General features: G+C 58.2%; 20 protein-coding genes and 2 pseudogenes. 9 read left to right on the top strand and 13 right to left on the bottom strand.

The genetic code is table 11. The annotated features are described in order from the left end of the window. Positions 1-14 precede the first annotated feature (14 nt). From F2982_RS28900 to F2982_RS28885, 4 genes and pseudogenes are all read left to right on the top strand, one after another. Positions 15-574, top strand: a pseudogene (locus tag F2982_RS28900) (GXWXG domain-containing protein). A gap of 149 nt (positions 575-723) precedes the next feature. After that, positions 724-894: a hypothetical protein gene (locus tag F2982_RS28895; protein ID WP_162708794.1), complete on the top strand. Its 171-nt coding sequence runs from the start codon at positions 724-726 to the stop codon at positions 892-894. A 379-nt stretch (positions 895-1,273) separates the two neighbouring features. After that, positions 1,274-1,468, top strand: coding sequence for a hypothetical protein (locus F2982_RS28890; RefSeq protein ID WP_148194868.1), 195 nt, complete (start codon positions 1,274-1,276; stop codon positions 1,466-1,468). Between the two features lie 414 nt (positions 1,469-1,882). Beyond that, on the top strand, positions 1,883-2,422 hold the full coding sequence (locus F2982_RS28885; protein ID WP_246777760.1) for an acyloxyacyl hydrolase: 540 nt from the start codon (positions 1,883-1,885) through the stop codon (positions 2,420-2,422). A 213-nt stretch (positions 2,423-2,635) separates the two neighbouring features. Here F2982_RS28885 and F2982_RS28880 read toward each other — a convergent pair whose 3' ends face one another. The 4 genes from F2982_RS28880 to F2982_RS28865 all read right to left on the bottom strand — a co-directional run bounded on the left by F2982_RS28880 (position 2,636) and on the right by F2982_RS28865 (position 5,527). Beyond that, on the bottom strand, positions 2,636-2,932 hold the full coding sequence (locus F2982_RS28880; RefSeq protein ID WP_203431539.1) for a DUF2934 domain-containing protein: 297 nt from the start codon (positions 2,930-2,932) through the stop codon (positions 2,636-2,638). Positions 2,933-3,045: 113 nt separating this feature from the next. Then, on the bottom strand, positions 3,046-4,236 hold the full coding sequence (locus F2982_RS28875) for a low temperature requirement protein A (RefSeq protein ID WP_246777736.1): 1,191 nt from the start codon (positions 4,234-4,236) through the stop codon (positions 3,046-3,048). 14 nt (positions 4,237-4,250) lie between these two features. After that, entirely contained in the window at positions 4,251-4,649 is a 399-nt protein-coding gene (locus tag F2982_RS28870; protein WP_203431538.1) for a TIGR02588 family protein, read from the bottom strand. Positions 4,650-4,660: 11 nt separating this feature from the next. After that, positions 4,661-5,527 carry a TIGR02587 family membrane protein gene (locus F2982_RS28865; RefSeq protein WP_148194871.1) on the bottom strand — a complete coding sequence of 289 codons (867 nt, stop codon included), beginning with the start codon at positions 5,525-5,527 and terminating at the stop codon, positions 4,661-4,663. A gap of 718 nt (positions 5,528-6,245) precedes the next feature. On the opposite strand from F2982_RS28865, the gene F2982_RS28860 reads away from it, so the two are divergent. Both F2982_RS28860 and F2982_RS28855 read left to right on the top strand, forming a co-directional pair. Continuing rightward, positions 6,246-6,449 (top strand): cold-shock protein, encoded by a 204-nt coding sequence (locus F2982_RS28860; RefSeq protein WP_130284340.1) that lies wholly within the window; start codon positions 6,246-6,248, stop codon positions 6,447-6,449. 182 nt (positions 6,450-6,631) lie between these two features. Continuing rightward, positions 6,632-7,084, top strand: a complete 453-nt coding sequence (locus F2982_RS28855; RefSeq protein ID WP_130284342.1) for a hypothetical protein — start codon at positions 6,632-6,634, stop codon at positions 7,082-7,084. A 100-nt stretch (positions 7,085-7,184) separates the two neighbouring features. Here F2982_RS28855 and F2982_RS31780 read toward each other — a convergent pair whose 3' ends face one another. The 9 genes and pseudogenes from F2982_RS31780 to F2982_RS28810 form a co-directional block, all read right to left on the bottom strand. Then, on the bottom strand, positions 7,185-7,586 hold the full coding sequence (locus F2982_RS31780; protein ID WP_246777735.1) for a hypothetical protein: 402 nt from the start codon (positions 7,584-7,586) through the stop codon (positions 7,185-7,187). A 5-nt stretch (positions 7,587-7,591) separates the two neighbouring features. Next, a complete protein-coding gene (locus F2982_RS28845) occupies positions 7,592-8,674 on the bottom strand; it encodes a YihY/virulence factor BrkB family protein (RefSeq protein ID WP_199630015.1) in 1,083 nt (360 codons plus the stop codon). Between the two features lie 59 nt (positions 8,675-8,733). Continuing rightward, positions 8,734-8,961, bottom strand: coding sequence for a hypothetical protein (locus tag F2982_RS28840; protein WP_199629987.1), 228 nt, complete (start codon positions 8,959-8,961; stop codon positions 8,734-8,736). Positions 8,962-9,138: 177 nt separating this feature from the next. Further along, a complete protein-coding gene (locus F2982_RS28835) occupies positions 9,139-9,459 on the bottom strand; it encodes a hypothetical protein (RefSeq protein WP_203431537.1) in 321 nt (106 codons plus the stop codon). 551 nt (positions 9,460-10,010) lie between these two features. Continuing rightward, positions 10,011-10,184 (bottom strand): annotated as a pseudogene (locus tag F2982_RS31775) (DUF2934 domain-containing protein); the annotation flags it as partial. 12 nt (positions 10,185-10,196) lie between these two features. Beyond that, positions 10,197-10,676: a pyridoxamine 5'-phosphate oxidase family protein gene (locus F2982_RS28825; protein WP_112720379.1), complete on the bottom strand. Its 480-nt coding sequence runs from the start codon at positions 10,674-10,676 to the stop codon at positions 10,197-10,199. A gap of 73 nt (positions 10,677-10,749) precedes the next feature. Continuing rightward, positions 10,750-11,106 (bottom strand): hypothetical protein, encoded by a 357-nt coding sequence (locus F2982_RS28820; protein WP_148194873.1) that lies wholly within the window; start codon positions 11,104-11,106, stop codon positions 10,750-10,752. A 104-nt stretch (positions 11,107-11,210) separates the two neighbouring features. Further along, positions 11,211-12,080, bottom strand: a complete 870-nt coding sequence (locus F2982_RS28815) for an alpha/beta hydrolase (protein ID WP_203431621.1) — start codon at positions 12,078-12,080, stop codon at positions 11,211-11,213. A 4-nt stretch (positions 12,081-12,084) separates the two neighbouring features. Further along, positions 12,085-12,294 (bottom strand): hypothetical protein, encoded by a 210-nt coding sequence (locus tag F2982_RS28810; RefSeq protein ID WP_112720376.1) that lies wholly within the window; start codon positions 12,292-12,294, stop codon positions 12,085-12,087. Between the two features lie 141 nt (positions 12,295-12,435). Between F2982_RS28810 and F2982_RS28805 the strand changes: the two genes are divergently transcribed. From F2982_RS28805 to F2982_RS28795, 3 genes are all read left to right on the top strand, one after another. Continuing rightward, positions 12,436-12,876, top strand: coding sequence for a pyridoxamine 5'-phosphate oxidase family protein (locus F2982_RS28805; RefSeq protein ID WP_112720375.1), 441 nt, complete (start codon positions 12,436-12,438; stop codon positions 12,874-12,876). Between the two features lie 738 nt (positions 12,877-13,614). Beyond that, entirely contained in the window at positions 13,615-15,105 is a 1,491-nt protein-coding gene (locus F2982_RS28800) for an ATPase domain-containing protein (RefSeq protein WP_203431535.1), read from the top strand. Continuing rightward, positions 15,095-17,218, top strand: a complete 2,124-nt coding sequence (locus F2982_RS28795) for an ATP-binding protein (RefSeq protein WP_203431534.1) — start codon at positions 15,095-15,097, stop codon at positions 17,216-17,218. Before F2982_RS28800 ends, F2982_RS28795 begins: the two co-directional genes overlap by 11 nt. Positions 17,219-17,383 lie beyond the last annotated feature (165 nt).

Here is a 17,383-nt window from a genome sequence, read left to right as displayed (position 1 = left end):
TGTCCGGAGCAAGGATGACCAACGATCAGCAATTGAAGACGATCGCCTGGTTCGGCTCGCTGCCGCCAGTATTGCCGACGGAGATGGTCGGCCTTTGGCAGGGCGAAGGCATTTCTTCCGGTCATCCCTCGACGGCGTGCTCGAAAATCTGCAATGGTTCGGCAAAAGGTTTCATGCGGATTTTAAAGCCGACGCCCTCCTGTTCCAGTGGCAGACAGGCCGGCTTATTGCCCTGGAGCCGTCTTTTCTGCCTATCAAACTTGCCCTGCGCTTGGCGGCCGTCGGCCGGACATCTATCGCCCGGAACTGGTTTTCGTACGTGCAAAAGGCATGCCGCGCGCGGGGCACGACGGCGATGGTCGAACTGCGGAAACTCGATGGCGCGCAGACAGCGGCTATGGTCTACGACAGCCAGCCGATCGCCGACTACTTCAAACGGATCTGTGACGACCAGATCGCTGGAATGATGGCCGTCGAGGGCGACGCGCGCCGATACTTCTTCCGTCTCTGGCGCGTGGAGCCCCGAATTATCAGCGGCGGTGACCACAGTAAGGGTAGCCCGCGAAACGACTGAGCGCCTTTGTGTGGCTGCAGCACGAGCCTGGCGCCGGACGCTCGCTCCTGCCACGAGCGCCCAACCGCTCCTTTCCCGCATCATCCGAAAAGACAGCTGCCATATGGCCTAAGACCGTGAAATGATGCCGGGCGAACCGGAGGATGACGATGCTGGCGTTGACGATCTGCCTGCCGATTGCTTTTGCGATCGTGCTCCTCGCTGCTGTTGTTTTGCGGCTCATTCCAGCTGGGGGAGAGGTCGAGGGCAGACGCGCCAGCAGCTATTCCCGTCGCATCGAAAAAAGTGGTTTGAAAGATAGTGATGTGCAGCGCTCTTGAACGCTGTGGCAGCATCAGGGCGACCTGATGACGGCAAGGCAGGGTCCGCGAAGCCGCCCGATCTCAAGGCCCTCGCTCTGCTCATGCTGCAGGAGAGATCTCCTTCATCATATCGCCGTCGATTGCAGCAAGATGCAGATATTTCAGGGCGAGGAAAATTTTTCAAGATTGCGCCGTTGCCTGTCCCGCGTCTGATCGCAGGCGACCCAAGGTGCCCCAACCGGAACGCCGCTCGATCCTGCTTTACCAGTTATTGCGAACCGACTTCGAAGACGAACGGCGCCGCTGAGCGTTCGAGGCCGGACAGACGATTGCAAGGACCACCACCAATCTGTATGTCGTAACCGCCTTTCGGATCCTGGGATGATGGGGGAGTTCCATGACGCTCCAAAATGATGACGACAGCGTCTACGAGGCGAGGGCGCGGAAAGCAGCCCGACGTATCGTACGCGATGAAGCGGTTCAGTTTGCGGCGTCTGCGGTTAACGGAGACGAGGCTGGCCTGGAAAACAACGCGCATGCTCTCGAGCAGGCAATCGTCGCGGCAATCATGGAAGGCGTCGGGAGGCGCTAGGTTTTTGCAACTTCGCACTAAGCCTTCAGTCTGAGGCGACGAACGGGCTGGAGCGCATCGGATGTTTCCGATCTGAGGCAGAAGCACCAGAATAATGGCCAGCGCCTGAAGTTACCAGCAACCTGCATCTTTCGTCGCAGGAAGTGAAGCCCGATGTTGTTGAGACAAGGGTGAACGCCGCGGAGCGTTTTGACAAGCGATGGCTGCAACGAGGCACACAAGAAAAGCCCCGGCATTGACCGGGGCTGAAGTGAGGTTGCCGACTGAGGAACGTGCCAGCGCAGCTATAATGCAACGGTGGCGTTGCGGGTTCCACGATTGATGCCGATTGTCATCTTTCGTACAAAGTCGGAATGCCCTTTACGCCGTTGATTGAGGGCTGGCATGATCGACGTCGACGATTCGGGGCGCCCAATGAAAATTCTACACGCTGCAATAATGGCGACACTTGCTGCGGGCACACCGGCGCTTGCAGATGATGGTGTTTTTGACGAGTTACGATTCGGCGCATCTGCGTCCATCCAGGGCGGCGGCGAACATGAAGACGGAATTTTTCCCGAATTTACGCTGTTCTTCGACCCCTTTGACCATGATCAATCGACGGGTCTGCAAAAGCTTGCTCGCCCTCGAATCCATCTGGGAACCTCCATCGGGACGTCAGGATCTGCAAGTCAGGTCTTCACCGGCTTTTCGTGGACAGCCGATTTTTCCGATAAACTGTTTGCAGAGGCGGGCTTCGGCGGCGTCATCCATACAGGCGACCTCGACAGCAACGACAACGGCCCAGCCCTTGGTTGCCGCCTGCTCTTCCATGAATACATAGGCGCGGGCTTCCGGTTCGACAGTCACTGGAATGTAATGGCACAGGTCGCCCATTCTTCTCACGCCAACCTCTGTGATGGCCCCAACAACGGAATGACACGCGCGGGACTTCAGCTTGGCTACAAGTTCTGAGGTCCTTGTGACCGCGCATAAGCAGCGTTAGCAAAGCAGCTCTTTGAAAACCTTCGTGATGACAGAGCAACTCGCTGGACGGCAGGACCTGGCCGCCCTTCTTCGCCTGCGTGTTTCCAAGATCGTAGCCTCATAGCGCAACCCATCAATAAGCTTAGTGGCCGACAGGCACCCCTGGGTACGCTGGCTAGAATTGAACCGAGACCAACTGCCTCAGTGCGTCGTGACGCCCCGAGCCGGTTTGGCGCCGCCAGACACCACAGGCTGCGATGACGCAGCGCTTGCTGATGACTTTTCCTTTTTAATCTTCCCGGTCGTCGCCTTTTTGGCATCTGGCGAAGAGGTCGTCATTTTAGTGGCCCGAGCAGGCTTGAGGGTGCTGGGCTGCGCGTTCTCTGCAATTTCCTGGAAGGCCTGCATCCAATGCTTCAGATCGTCCCCGTGCGGACGGCCTTCACGCTCCCATATCTCATAGGCGCGCTGGCGAATCTGGTCTTCGTGCGTAGACATCGTTTAGTCCCTGTTGTGGTGTGCTGAGCCGTAAGATGGGCCCAATCGAACGAATGGCGATAGCCGGTTCCAGATGGCTATAACCAGGAGATCACATGCCGTCAGACATGAGGCTATCGCTCGGGGCGATGCGACTGCGGCCGGCGACGCGCGGCATATTCGAATATGGCGGCGCAAAGCAATGCTGCCGTTGCTGCGATATTCAGAAGATAAAGCGGCACCAGCAGTGCAACGATACTGATTGCCGAGAGGCCAGCGAGACCAGCAAGGTGAGAAAAGGGAAACCGCTGGGCGGCTGCGAGCTTCAGCCAGATGTTCCCGCACAGAAAGAGCACGGGGCCCCCGATGATCGCGCAGGCACTTTTCCAGTCCCCCTGTTCCTCTGGATGCGAAAGCGCAAAGTCTTCGCCAACTGCTGTCAGGATTATGCCTGCGACGATCGGAAGGTGTCCGTAAGTGAACAAACTATGCGCGACCGCCTCAGGCTCGTTGGTTTCCTCCGCCTTCTCTGCCGCCTCCTCCTGGCCGCGGTGGAAGTAAATCCACCACATAGCGACGGTGCTTAGGAATGCGCCGCAGAAAACCAGGAACGTCAGATCTGGCCCCATATGCTCGACGGCATTGCGACCCGTGGTCAGGATCGTCTCTCCGAGACAAATGATGACAAAGAGTGCGCAGCGCTCAGCCAGATGTTCTCCGTTGAGGTTCAAGGTCTCTTTGTCGGCTCTGCCAAGCCCCGGAAAAGGAAAGCGCAGGAGCGGCACGCCATATTCGATCGCAAGGGCCAAGCCCCAGACTGCCAGACGCCACTCTGTGGATGCAAATGCGCCAGCCACCCAGAGCGTGCCGGCTATGCAGGCCCAGAACGTGATCCGACCGAAGGTCGAGGCCGATTTCGGATCGTGACTGCCAAACGCAACCCAGGCAAACAGCGATCGTCCGACCTGCATCAAGGCGTAGATGGCAGCAAAGGGCAGCGCATGATCGCCAAAAGCTTCGGGAAGCGCGATCGCCATTAGGATGGCTGCGAACATCAGGGCAAAAAGGAGATAGCGGACAGGCTCACTATCGGTGTTGAGGAGATTGGTCACCCAGGTCGTGTTGATCCAGAGCCACCAGATCGCCAAGATGAGCAGCAGGGCCTCACCAACAGCGGTGGACGTAAAATCCTCTGCAAGCGTATGAGAAAGCTGGATCAGGCCGAAGACAAAGACGAGATCAAAAAAAAGCTCCGGAAAGCTGGCTTTCGACTTTTTCGCCTCCCTGTCACGCAGCCAGCGCATCGGTTGCTTCTTCTTGCTCATCGGCACTCCATTGCTCATGGGTCTGCATAGCCGGCCGCGCGGACCGACAGGTCGCCGGCAGCAGGATCGGCGGAGAAAATCAGCGCCCCCTCGCCCGACGAGTTTGCCGGGACATAGTCGAGCGTCGTTTCGGCCGTCTCTGTTATTCCATCAGGCCGGCGCCATTCGCCACGCACGAGCACGGCCGCAGCTGTGGTATCGGCGATGTTTGTGATTTTGAACCGCACCTGTCCCTTGGGGATAGCGTCAGTGGGCGCAAGTCGGGAGACCACAAAGTCCGGTGGGGATCTGGAGTTCGTTGCCGCTTCATAGCCAACGATGGCGATAAGAATTGCAACGAGAAGGCCGCTGGCAACGCCGAGCGCCCATTCAACCGGGTGCGGTTTCGCTGAAGGTGTTTTCTTTCGTGCCACTTTTCGTCGTCCTACAAAATCAGGCGTGCGGCCGCTGCACCGATGGAGCACGGGAGGCCAAGGACCACCACGGCCGGGAGAATCGCCGATGCAGATGTTCCGCTGAAGCGTTCGAATATCCAGAGGCAAAAGGCGCTGACCAGCAGCGCGATGACATATCCCGGCAATGTGAACCGAACCACGATGTGCCAGGCGGGCACCTTGTCGCCGATCTCATGGCCCCCCTTGAACGAGACAGCGTAGACAAAACCGTGCATGACCGCCAGTGAGATGACAATGACGCAAAGAACATGCCATGGGCTCATTTTGAAGGACAGGAGGATCATTTCCTCGGTCGGAGCGACATTCAGGCCGAGAAACAAGGCCCCGAGCGCCATCAAGAACATCTCGCCGCTATAGTCGGCGGGGCCTTCCTGCACCGGATCACCTTCATCGCCTTTGGCACTCTCGTCGCCATTGAGCTGACTTCGGCCCAACAGAGCGCCGATACTGGCTGGTACCGCCTGGAGGGCGATCTTTCCGACAATCTCGTAGACAGGCTGGCCAGCCTTAAGCACGCCGACAGCGAGAAGGATCGCCACCGACGACACGATACCAATGGCAAAAGCGATCGCTGCATCACGGCTCGCATCGCGCCACGTCGACGTCTGTTCGAACCCGACGCGGTCCGAAAGGAGGATAAGAAGCGGGACGTTCACAATCAGAAGGAGCAGCAGACGCCAGCGATCCATGTAGAACCCCAGTTCCCACATCTCCATGGTCATGAACATCGGCAGAGCAAAGATCAATGCCCCGGCAAAACCTCGTCCGAGGCCTGCGGTAAACGCCTTGCCATCCCATTCACCGCTTGTTTGCGCTTCCGTCTTCGCTACCGCCATTTTCCTAGAGGTAGGAGGCCAATCGATTTTGGCGAGGAGCAAACCTTAACTCTTCGCATGTATTGACTGCAGGATTGTCATCGCCCTCGCTCCAATTCGCAAGACGCAACCGACGAGCTCAGCGATCTGATCCAAGTCTTGGCCGTCGTCTCGGCCCGGATCTGGGCCACCCCTCGGTCGAACCGTGCCCGACGCTCTTCAGAGATAGCTTCGATGCCCCGTGACACCGCGTCTCTTGAGCCTCGACTCGGCCGCACTGTACAGGCGAGTGAGAGGCCATGCGCGCATTCCGATGGTGAGAAATAAACACTGCCCTGTAGAGGGTCCCGCCTATGGTAATTGAACCAGACAATGTTGTTCTCTGGGACATCGGTGGGTGTCCGCAGAGCATTGCACCCAATACTCAGTCACGCTGAACCCTAGATCGCCGAAGTTCGGTTCATTGGAAAAGCTCGGGGCATCTGAAGCATCTTCAGCGCTGGCCCAAATCACAGATAGTGCGATCTACCCGGGAAGGCACGGCCTGCATCAAGATCGAAACTCGTCGTTTGCTTCCCCTCTCACCACGCGTGCCCGCTCTTCGTCCAACCGATCAAGCCAGCTAAGACACAATTGGGTTCCTTCCTCTTTCATTGTGTCACTTGCAAAAAGGCCGTTGTGCCCACCCGGTTGCCTGCCTAAAGTGAACACGTCTGGACCGACATATTCCGAGGAAGAAATGGCAACAGGAACAGTGAAGTTTTTTAACCAGGACAAGGGCTTCGGCTTCATCACGCCGGACGCTGGCGGACCGGATGTCTTTGTCCATGTCAGCGGGCTCAGCGGTCAGGGATCGATCAAGGATGGCGACAAAGTCACTTACGACGTCGGCCAGGACCGTAAGACCGGCAAATCCAAGGCCGAAAATGTCAGACTGGGCTGACTGCTCCTGCCCCGGCCGCGCAGGTGGCCGGGGATCGACGGCTGCATCGTAAGCGGCCCTCGTTCGGCGAAAGGTAGATGGCATCCCAGCCCGTAGACAATTTCTTCGATCGGAGCGCCGTATGGCGGAACCGCCGACCTTCGCGGTCGTTAGATTAACGCGAAAACGGAGGTTCCTACATCATGTCGAACGTCTCGAGGACCGGCAATACCGAAGAGATCAACACCGCGACCAGCCAGGTCGAGTTTGGAAGCTCTGTCGAGAGCAAGGCTCAGATCGAGGACGCGACCGCTGCCGGCGCCGATCTGAGCGCGGAACCTCTTTCCATCTATCGCCTGGAGCCGATTGCGGGTCCAGGCGATCCGAGATGGGCGAACGCACCGGGTCATGGTGTGGTTGTTGTGGCAGCGCGCACCTCCGGTGACGCGCGGATCGTCGCCGCCAGCCGCGAACTTGATTACATGGAGATCGATTCTGCGCCTGCAGAAGACGTCACGACAGCAAATGCCAGCTCCTTCCGCGACGATAAGCTCTACACCGTGATTGAGATCGCTCACGGCCGCACCGACGTGAAGCGCGGTGTTCTGGACGGCCAGATCAGCGTCGACACCATTCGACCAACGCAACGCGACTGATTACGAGGATGCTTTTTACGGCCTTGCACTGTCGTTGAACGGCAGGCCCCGCATGCGCCACTCGTCGCGCAAGACCCTCTCAAGATCATCGAGCGCGAACTCATCGAAATTTACCCATAACTGCACCTGCGGCGGCATCGGCGAGGGCGTCGACTGCAGGGTTCAGGTCCAAATTTCCGTTCATAGCGCCGCAGCGGAAACAGGATCGACGAGCGCGCACGCGTTCATCTCTTCGTTCCGCTGGCTGTACAGCGGCAGGGGCAATCGAGCTGCTATCAGCCTGCTCCTGCGCTTCGACGAAACGTGAGACATCGCCCAGGCGGCGCTCCTTCTTGCTTGCCTTGCTATCGGTTTCTAACATCACTGCTCCTTCGCATAACGAACGCCAGTTTCCTTGCGGAACGTCGCTAAAGATTCTGAAGATCCGGCCCAGGGTCGAAACGACGCTGTTCGCACGCTCCGCGGCGATCTTGAGGCCGTGTCGATCGCCCAGCTTAACCATGAAGCTTAGCCGGACTGACCAGAGGTCTTTCCGAGGCTGTCGGCGACGAAGGCACCGCGCACTCCCATTGGAAGCGGAGCGCCAGTTGTCGTGTCTCTCGCCGTCTGATGTTCGAGCTCGGCATTAAGCTCGGCGCCAACGATCAGAATCGTGACAGAAAGCCAGGTCCAGACCAGCAGGCCGATTAGCGCGCCAAGCGCCCCGTATGTCGCCTTGTAGTCTGCGAACCGGTCGAGATAGAGGGAAAAGCAGAGCGACATTGCCACGCAGGCGATCGTCGTCATCGCAGCACCCCAGGTCATCCAGCGCACCTTGGCGGGTTCACGGCTTGGGCCAAAGCGGTAAAGGGCCATGATGCCGCAAAAGAAGATCGCAAGCAGAACCGGCCAGCGTATCATCAGCACGATCTCTTCGGGCACCTCCCCCAGCCACACGTAGGAGAGGACGATCGGCAATCCCGCGACTAACCCGATCATTGCAATGACCACGATCGTAGCGCCAAGCGTAAACGCGAGGCCGGTCAGGTTGCGCCACAAGAAGGTCCGTTTTTCGTCTTCCTCATAGGCGACGTTCATCGCATCAAAAAGCGCTAACGTTCCATTGTGGGCGCTCCACAAAGCGATCGCGAAGCCCGCAAAGAAGGCAATGCCGAGCGATCCGTTCGGCTTTTTCGAAAGCTCCTGGATCTGGTCTGCGACAATGTCGAAGGCACCTGGCGGGAGAAGAACGGCGAGCTCCCGGATATGTTGGGCCATCGTCGCTCGATCCGCCGCAAGCCCGTAAAGTGCGACGACCGCGCCAAGGGCGGGAAAGAGTGCCAAAAACAGATAAAAAGTGACGCCGGCGGCGATCAGACTAACCCTGTCCCTCAAGACTTCTTCGTAGACGCGCCAGAAAACATCGACTAATCCCCGGGCGGGTATCGCCTCAGGCCGTTCGGCATCCCTTCCATGAGGATCTTCGGTCGCGATATTGCGACAGGGATCACCCCGGCTGCTGAGGCGAACTACGAGCCGCGTCGCGGCTAAGGCCATCATCGCGCCGGCGAGAGGGACAAGATATCGTTTGATCGACAGGCCCAAGTTGATCGGCTCCGTATTCTTTCGCGAAGGAACGCTTGCTGGTCTTCAGCGCAACTTTACGAACGTTAGCCCGGCGCTGCCTCGCCACTTTTTTGAAGCTTGGCGAGGCCAATCTCCAATACCTGATCCATCTCGCGTTTCAGCGGACCGTCCGTTGTGTCGTATCGATCGATTCCCGGCGATGACATAACAACGAGATGCTGCAAGGGCGTTATTCGCTCATCGACGACAGCTGCTATCCCGGCGGACCAGGCTTCAGAAAAGAGTTCCGGTGTCCATTGATCACTACTCATCCAGGCCTCCAGGCGACGGGCGGGTTCCTTGTCTCCTCACAAACATTTGTAAAGCCAATCGGTTCCGGCTGGCGTTGCCGAACCCGCAAAGAGTGGACCTCCGGCAAAACATTCAATGCTGTGCAAACGGAAAAAGGCCGGAGATGATCCGGCCTCCCTGTCGTCAGTTACAATCTGTCAGTTGTTGTTTTCGCCGCAGGCCTGATCCTGTGGCGTCGCATCACCCTTGCCGGCCTGGGTCTGGAGAGCGCCCTTGGCGTTCGAGCCGTCCTTACACTTGGTCTGTTCGGTCGTGCTGTTGGTCATCGTCGAGTCTGTGCCCATCGGCTTCATGGTCTTGGTGCCGGAAGAATCGCTGCTTCCAGCGCCGCCGCCGGCATCCTCGTTGGCGTTCTTATCGGTTGCCATGTGATTGGGAACCGGGTTGGACTGCGCGTAGGATACAGACGTTGCCATAGCGTGTGCGACGACGGATGCCGCAATAAGTTTGATACGCATTGGGAATTTCCTCCGTGGGAGTTTTCTGAGTTGGTAACCATTGCCAAACCTACGCAACGATGCCTGGTTCCACCGGCAGCAACAATAAATTCCCAAGTCCTACGGCAGTTGCCTCACTTCCGCCTTGTACTGGTTATCGTCAGAAGTTCTATCGCCGGCTCAGGCTGAGCAAGCGAAACCAAAGGTGTCATGACGCGTTGGTGATCCTTGCTTGGCGAGATCGAAATTGGCTGCCGGGTGGCTTAATCGCGGCCGGCCGTCAGCGATGAGCGGACATGATCTGCGAGCACAGTGTCGGTTGCGAGATGACGCTGAAAATCAGCCTCCTCCATCCGGCCCGACTGATAGGCGTTCAGCACTTCCTGCTGATCACCGGTCAGGGTTGTCAGCCCATCCCGCTCCGGAGGCAGAACGCCCAATTCCGTCAACAAACCATTGAGGCCGTCGCTGTTTTGTTTCGCCATGAGATGCGTCTCCTTTTGAGCGTGGCCGGCTGGCCCCGCCTCGAACGAGTGACTTTTAGCTGTCGCAGACTCGCCAAATGCGAGGTCATCGTCATGATCGTCCTCATCGAGCAGTTCCTGCATTGTTTCGTGATCATCATCGCCGAAGAGCTCGTCCTCCGCCTGCAGCCAATGTCGCTGGTCGGCACCGTCCGGACGTCCCTCGTCCTCCCATATTTCGAAGGCGCGCCGGCGGATTATTTCCTGTCTGTCGACACCCATGACCGCCTCGACCTACATTTGTACCTTGGCATTCTCGCCCATATCCGGCTTGGCGCTGGATACAGCAGCGGCAGCCATCTTGATGTAGCTGACGATGGTGCCTGGACTATCCCAATATTCGGCGAAGTTCGGCGTTACCTTGAGGATGCGGATCGAGGGATCTTCGGGACTATCCCACCATGCCTTGGCGGGGGTCGCCCAGAGGTCCCGGATCTTCTCCCGGTCGTTCTGGACCTCCGCGATGCCCGATATCGAGACGTATTTCTGCCCCTTGCTGTCTGCGAAGGCGAGGCAGACGGCAGGGTTACGCTCGATTTCGTCATCCTTGTGGCTGTCGATATCGGTAAGGAAGTAGAAGGCGTTGTCGACCCTCTCGGCATATGCCGACATCGGACGGGCGCGTAGATCGCTTCCCGACTGTGTGGTCAGCATGCAGAAGCCAATTTTCTCTGAAAGGTCCCATACCTTGTGCAGTTCGTCATGCTCCGTCATTTAAAAGCCTCCTGACTGTTTTCATTGAACAAAGTGCGGGGGCAGACTATGCCGCCGGCGTCCGAACATGACCTCATTGAACCTTCTCGGTGCCCGACGGTGTGGTGACCTGCGTCGGACCGCCGCCGTTGCCGCTCGGCGAAGGCGAACGATCTGTCTGCTCCGGCGGGGGCACGCTGCCATCGGCGGCATTATTGTCGAAGGTTCCTTCCCCTGAGGGCTGGGCATTGATGGGGTCATTCGCAGTTGCGGCCGTCGAGGTTTTGTCGGTGTCTATGCTCTCGCCCCACATATCGACACCTATCCAGACGATCATAGCAAGGACCAGGCCACCGATAAGGACCAGGAACACCGGCCTGCCCCATCGGCCCTGCCTTGCCTCAGTCGCCGTTTCGGTCACTCTTTCACTGCTGCGGTGGTTGTTATTCATAGTCTTTCCTTTCGCGGTCGCTTGACGCGGGTAGCAGGCGCGGATCCGAGATCACGAGCTACAAATATGACGCGCCATAAAAGTTCCATGCAAACCGACGCCTCTCAATCCTCAGTGAGGAGAAATGTCTTGATTGCGGCAGCCAGATCTCTTGGATTTTCTTCTGCGACATGATGCCCACTGTCGACCCCGAAGCCGTTGACGTCCCTGGCCCAGTTGCGCCATATCGCGACGGGATCGGTGTAGATTTGTTGCATGTCGTCGCGAAGTGACCAAAGACAAAGCATTGGGCAGGAAACCTTGCGGCCCGCCTCCCGGTCCTGCTTGTCATGGATATGATCGACGCGGATCCCGGCTCGATAATCCTCGATCATCCCGTGGATCACGGCTGGGTCATGGATGGCCTCACGAATGTCGGCATAGGCCTCCGCCCCCATTACGTCGGGCGACAGCTTGTCGTACCAAGCTTGGGGATCTGCGGAGATGACCCGCTCGGGCTTTCCGGGCTGGGCAAAGAAGAACCAGTGATACCAGTCGCGGGCGAACCGCCAATCGGCGCGTTCGAGATGTTCGAGCACAGGCAGGCCATCGATGATCACGAGCTTTCGCACAATGTCGGGACACATCATGGCCAGCCGGAACGCCGTCAGGCTCCCTCTGTCATGCCCGGCGAGAAAGAAGGACGGAAGACCAAGCTTATCCATCAGCTGGCGAAGCGATCTGGCCTTTTCCATCTTTGACGAATGGATCGAATCGGGCGCGTCCTGCGGTATGTAGGATTTGCCGAAACCAGGCAGATCGGGACAGACGACGGTGAAAAACGGCGCGAGGATTTCGGCGACGGTGCCCCATGTCATGTGCGTGCGGGGATGGCCGTGCAACAGAAGCAAGGGCGGCCCGCTTCCACCAATTCTGAGGCGGATGGCACCGGCATCGACATCTACCGTTTTGAGTTCGAAATTGGAAAACGGCATATCGTCAGCGTTCGCTGATTGACGGCAGATGGAGCTCGACTTCCCGACGTTTTTCTTCATCGAGAGGAGCAACATGCTCCTGCCAGAACCTTTCCGCCTCGGGAGTATCCTCATCCCATGCCCGCGTACTGACGATGTTATCGTCAACCTTGGCGAGCCTGCGGCCACCGAGCCGGCGGTACTCCTCTGCAAGCTGTTTCGATTGGGTCATCATGGTTGTGCTCCTTTCCTGCGAAAACACCGAGAAATGATCCAGGTTCCGGCGGACCTGCCATTTTCAGCGTGTTTCGCTTTCGCCGGAACATTCCGGAGCCTTTGATACTTATAGGATCTCAGTCACGCCCAGGAGGACATCATGCCGTCAATGACACTTGAGGACCTGTCCTCGCACTTGAGGAAAATCGACTTTTGCATGCTCTGCACCAACGCCGGCGCCGGCAGGATTGCCACCCGGCCGATGAGTAACAACGGCGACGTCGAGTATGACGGAGACTCGTGGTTTTTCTCCTACGAAGACACCCGCAAGGTCAGCGAGATCGAGGGGATAAATGACGTTTTGCTGACCTTCACCGCTCCCCCAAGCCTGCTGGGCAAACCGGGGATCTTCATCGCGGTTGAGGGAAGCGCTTCCGTCATCCGCGACAAGGCGATGTTCGAGGATCACTGGTCCTCCGGTCTAGAGCGTTGGTTTCCGGAAGGGACCGAGACGCCAGGCCTGGTTCTCATAAAGGTTTCGGCTGCATCTATCCGTTATTGGGACGGTGAAGAAAACGGCGATGTCATACTGTCTTCCTAGCCGTAGCAACGGCGCGGGATAAGAACTAGCCACACTTCGGGAGGACAGTCAGGTTTCGCCGCCGCCGTTCGATAGCGAGCTTTTGGCGGCCGAATAGTGGAGAACGGCACAGCTTAGAGCGGGGTCGAAACGAAGCACAATCGTTTTGCGAAACGAGACCGCCGAGAGGGGATCCTAAGATGGACCTCACGGACGATTAAGACCGCAACATGCCAACGGTTGCAGCGATGTCCAAAGCCGACCGACTCTGAACGGTCCAGCTTGCGACAAGAAAATTGCTTCGGCGTTGATCACCGATGGATTGGGACATGACCTCGTCCGGACGATTGATGCTCCGTCCGCGAGGAAGGCAGTGTTCCGCTATCGCCTGGAGTGAGATTTCTTTTTTGAACAGCGGGAACAATGGTAGCGCTGACACGTTTGGGTCTAGCCGCCGGGCGAAGTGACGCGGATCTAACGAGACCCCGGCTTTTTCGATGCAACCCGGCGGTCCTTGCTCTGTTTTCAGCACGTTCAATTTCCCCGATGACTGACGTCGTCGGGGATTTTTATTAGTCCTCTAGGTCATGCGCTGGTTTCGCGAGCGTGCGAGGCTGCCCGTCTTAACGAACCTGGTCACAGTGGATGCAGGTGCCAATCAGCGACAGATTTCCGCCCGAGACGAGCGAACGGGCTTGCCGGATTGTGGATCGATCATATTTCTTGAAAAAAACCAATTGATATCTAGGACCCGTAACGTTGCCTGACACTATTTCGACCGGAAATGCAGGTCTTGACATCATCCTCAAAGGCGGCCTGTCGCCACGACGACTTTATCTTCTGGAAGGCGCGCCTGGCTCCGGCAAAACGACGCTGGCCTTGCAATTTCTTCGCGAAGGAGTGCGGCGCGGCGAAAAGGCCCTTTACATAACTCTGTCAGAAACGGCTGAAGAGCTTGCGGCCGTTGCTGCATCGCATGGATGGGACAGTGGCGAGTTCGACGTGTTCGAGTTCGACTCCGCAGCCGAAATTTTTGGTGAGGGCCGTGATCAGTCGATCCTACACCCCTGGGAGATGGAGCTCGGCGAGACGATCAGGCTCATCCAAGAAGAGGTGGAGCGGGTTAAGCCTAAGCGCGTTGTGTTCGATAGCCTATCGGAAATGCGCCTGCTCGCACAGGATCCGCTACGGTATCGCCGGCAAGTGCTCGCTCTCAAGCAGTTCTTCTCGGGACGCGACACAACGGTGATCCTAGTTGATGACATGACCGGCAAAGCCGATGGCCGCGACGCTCATCTGCATAGTCTCTGCCATGGCGTTATAACCCTTGAGCGGCTGACGCTCGACTTCGGCGCCGCGCGGCGGCGACTGCAGGTCCAGAAGCTTCGCGGCATTGATTTCATCGCCGGCTATCACGATTTCACGATCAGGACAGGCGGGCTGCAGATCTATCCAAGACTGATTGCGGCTACTCACCACGGTGAATTTGCCGACGAGGTCACGCCGAGCGGCATACAGGGGCTCGACAACCTGCTTGGCGGCGGACCTCTTCGCGGCACGAGCACGCTTCTGACCGGCCCCGCTGGCAGCGGCAAGACGACGATCGCGCTGCAATATCTGCATGCGGCCTGCGAGCGGGGTGAACCCTCCACCGTCTATGAGTTCGACGAGCGGATAGGAACATTGATGGCTCGCGCCAAAGCCTTCGGTTTCGATCTGGAGAAGCATATTGCGAATGGCACGCTTTGCGTCGAACAGATCGACCCCGCGGAGATTTCGCCCGGTGAATTTGCATTTCGGGTGCGACGTGAGGTCGAGGAGCGCAAGGCCCGGATGATCGTCATCGACAGCCTGAACGGATATGTCGCTGCCATGCCTCAGGAGCAGCATCTCATCCTGCAGATGCATGAGCTCCTGTCCTACCTCAGTCAGAAAGGCGTTGTGACGCTGCTGATCGATCCTCAAACCGGTCTCGTCGGTGCGATGACGACGAGCCTCAACATATCCTATGTTGCAGATGCAGTCGTCTTACTGCGGTTTTTCGAAGCCGAGGGGCGGGTGCGCAAGGCAATCTCGGTCCTCAAGAACCGTGGAGGCGCGCACGAGGATACGATCCGTGAATTGAGGGTCGGTGCGGGCGGGATCCGCGTGGGCGAACCCCTGTCCCAGTTCAGGGGCATTCTGACCGGTACGCCCGAATATCTCGGTATACGGGATCCCTTGATGGAAGATCGAGATCGTGAGCGATAGGTCAGAGACGTCCGAAGGCCGGCGTATCCTGATCTGCGCGCCCTTCGGCAGGGATGCGGATGCGGTCTCATCGATCCTGACGCATAAAGGCTACGAGGCGGTCATCTGCCGCGATCTCGAAGATGTCGCAGGCATGATGAGCGAACAGATCGGCGCGATCCTGCTGACGGAAGAAGCGCTGGCAAGAAATGCCGACACCTTGAAGTCAGCGCTTCAGGCTCAACCCTCCTGGTCTGACGTGCCATTCGTGCTTTTGGCCGCGCCTCGCGCGGCGCGCATGCCCAGCGAACACTTGTCGCAACTGGCGCTCTTCGATTTGTCGAGCAACAGCGTTGTGCTCGAACGGCCACTCGGAAGCGCCTCTCTTTTCAGTGCGATCGCATCGGCGATGCGGCTGAGGCAGAAACAGTTCCAGATGCGCGATCGCCTGAGGGACCTCGATGAGAGCGAGACGCGGTTACGTCTAGCAACGAGTGCGGCGGGAATCGGGACCTGGGATTATAACCCTGCGACGGGGGCCTTGCGTTGGGACGAGCGCTGCAGGGCGATGTTTGGATTGACGTCTGATCGGCAAATTTCCTACGAAGGCACCTTTCTCGCTGGACTTCACCCACAGGACAAGGAGCGCGCCGACAACGCCGTCAAAGCTGCCTTGGAGCCCACAGGGCGCGGCGAATTCGAAGTCGAATACCGCACCATCGGCATTGACGACGGCAAGGAGCGTTGGATCGCTGCAAAGGGAGGCGCAATATTTTCTGGTGCGAGCGCGGTGCGCTTCATCGGAACCGTGATCGATATTACTGAAAGAAAGCGAACTGAAAGCGCTCTTGCGGCATCGGAGGCGGCGCTGCGTGTGGAGCGTGAGGCGCTCGACACCCTGAACCGAACGCTTGAACAGCGGGTTGCCGAGCGCACAGCCGCTCTGGAAAACGAAATGGCGGCTCGCAATCTTGCCGAGGAAGCCCTCCGCCAGTCCCAGAAAATGGAAGCGGTCGGTCAACTGACCGGCGGGATCGCACATGATTTCAACAATATGCTCACCGGTATCATTGGGGGCATCAATATCGCAAAACGCCGCATCGCAAGCGGACGGCTCGAAGACGTCGACAGATTCATGGACGCCGCCGTGGATTCGGCAAATAGGGCGGCAGCTCTGATTGCACGGCTGTTGGCCTTTTCTCGCCGCCAGACGCTGGACTCCAAACCAGTCGAGATCGCGCCGCAGTTGGAAGCAGCCAGGGAACTCCTGGAAAGGACATTGCCGGAGAACATACGCGTAGAGATCGACGTCGAGGCCGGGACCGGGGCAGCCTTGGCCGATGTCAACCAGTTGGAAAGCGCATTGCTCAATCTCGCAGTCAACGCGCGCGATGCTATGCCAGACGGCGGTCGGTTGAGAGTTGCCGCCAGGCGCTGCGTTGTCGAGGCCTGCGAGCGGAGTTTAGACTTGAAGCCGGGCACCTATGTATTGCTAGCCGTTAGCGATACCGGTATCGGCATGCCGGCCGATGTTGTGAACAAGGTGTTCGAACCGTTCTTCACGACAAAGCCGATCGGCCAGGGCACCGGCCTCGGCCTGTCGATGATTTACGGTTTTGTTCGTCAATCCGGTGGCCAGGTCCGCATTGATAGCAGGCCGGGACAAGGGACATCGATCGAGCTCTATCTCCCGGCGGCTGACGGGCCAAGCGATGATGAAGGACCGATGGTTCCAGAAGCGGCACCGGAGGGACGGGGGCAGAGCGTCCTTGTGGTCGAAGATGACGACGCAGTGCGCCTCCTGATCTGCGACGTGCTCGGTGAACTGTCCTATCTCGCCTTCGAGGCGGCCAACGCGGAAGCCGCCATCGGTATTCTCGCCTCTGAAAAAACGGTCGACCTCATGGTTTCGGATGTCGGCCTTCCTGGGATGAACGGCCGACAGTTGGCGGAAATTGCCCGGCAATATCGGCCGGATCTTCCGATCTTGTTCGTGACAGGCTATGCGGAAAACGCTGCCACAAAGGCAAGTTTTCTTGGGCCCAACATGGCGATGATCGGCAAGCCTTTCGCCGTCGATGATCTTGCCGCAAAGATCAATGAGATGATGCTGGCCAACAATCCCGGCCGATAGCTTGATCGGCAGAACAGACTAAAGCTCCAAGGACCGCCGCTGTGCGTGCTGCAGCTCCTGCGTGAGCGCGAGTGGACCGCACCTTCGACAGCAGTTCGAGCATGGGGTCGGACCACGCCTCACGGAAATCCCTGCAAGCGGATGGAACCGCGAGCGCTTCCTTCT

It is taken from the genome of Rhizobium sp. BG4, from assembly GCF_016864575.1.
Classification (GTDB): Bacteria; Pseudomonadota; Alphaproteobacteria; order Rhizobiales; family Rhizobiaceae; genus Rhizobium.
Note: the sequence above shows the minus strand (reverse complement) of the source record. Positions and strands in the feature narration are given on the sequence as shown.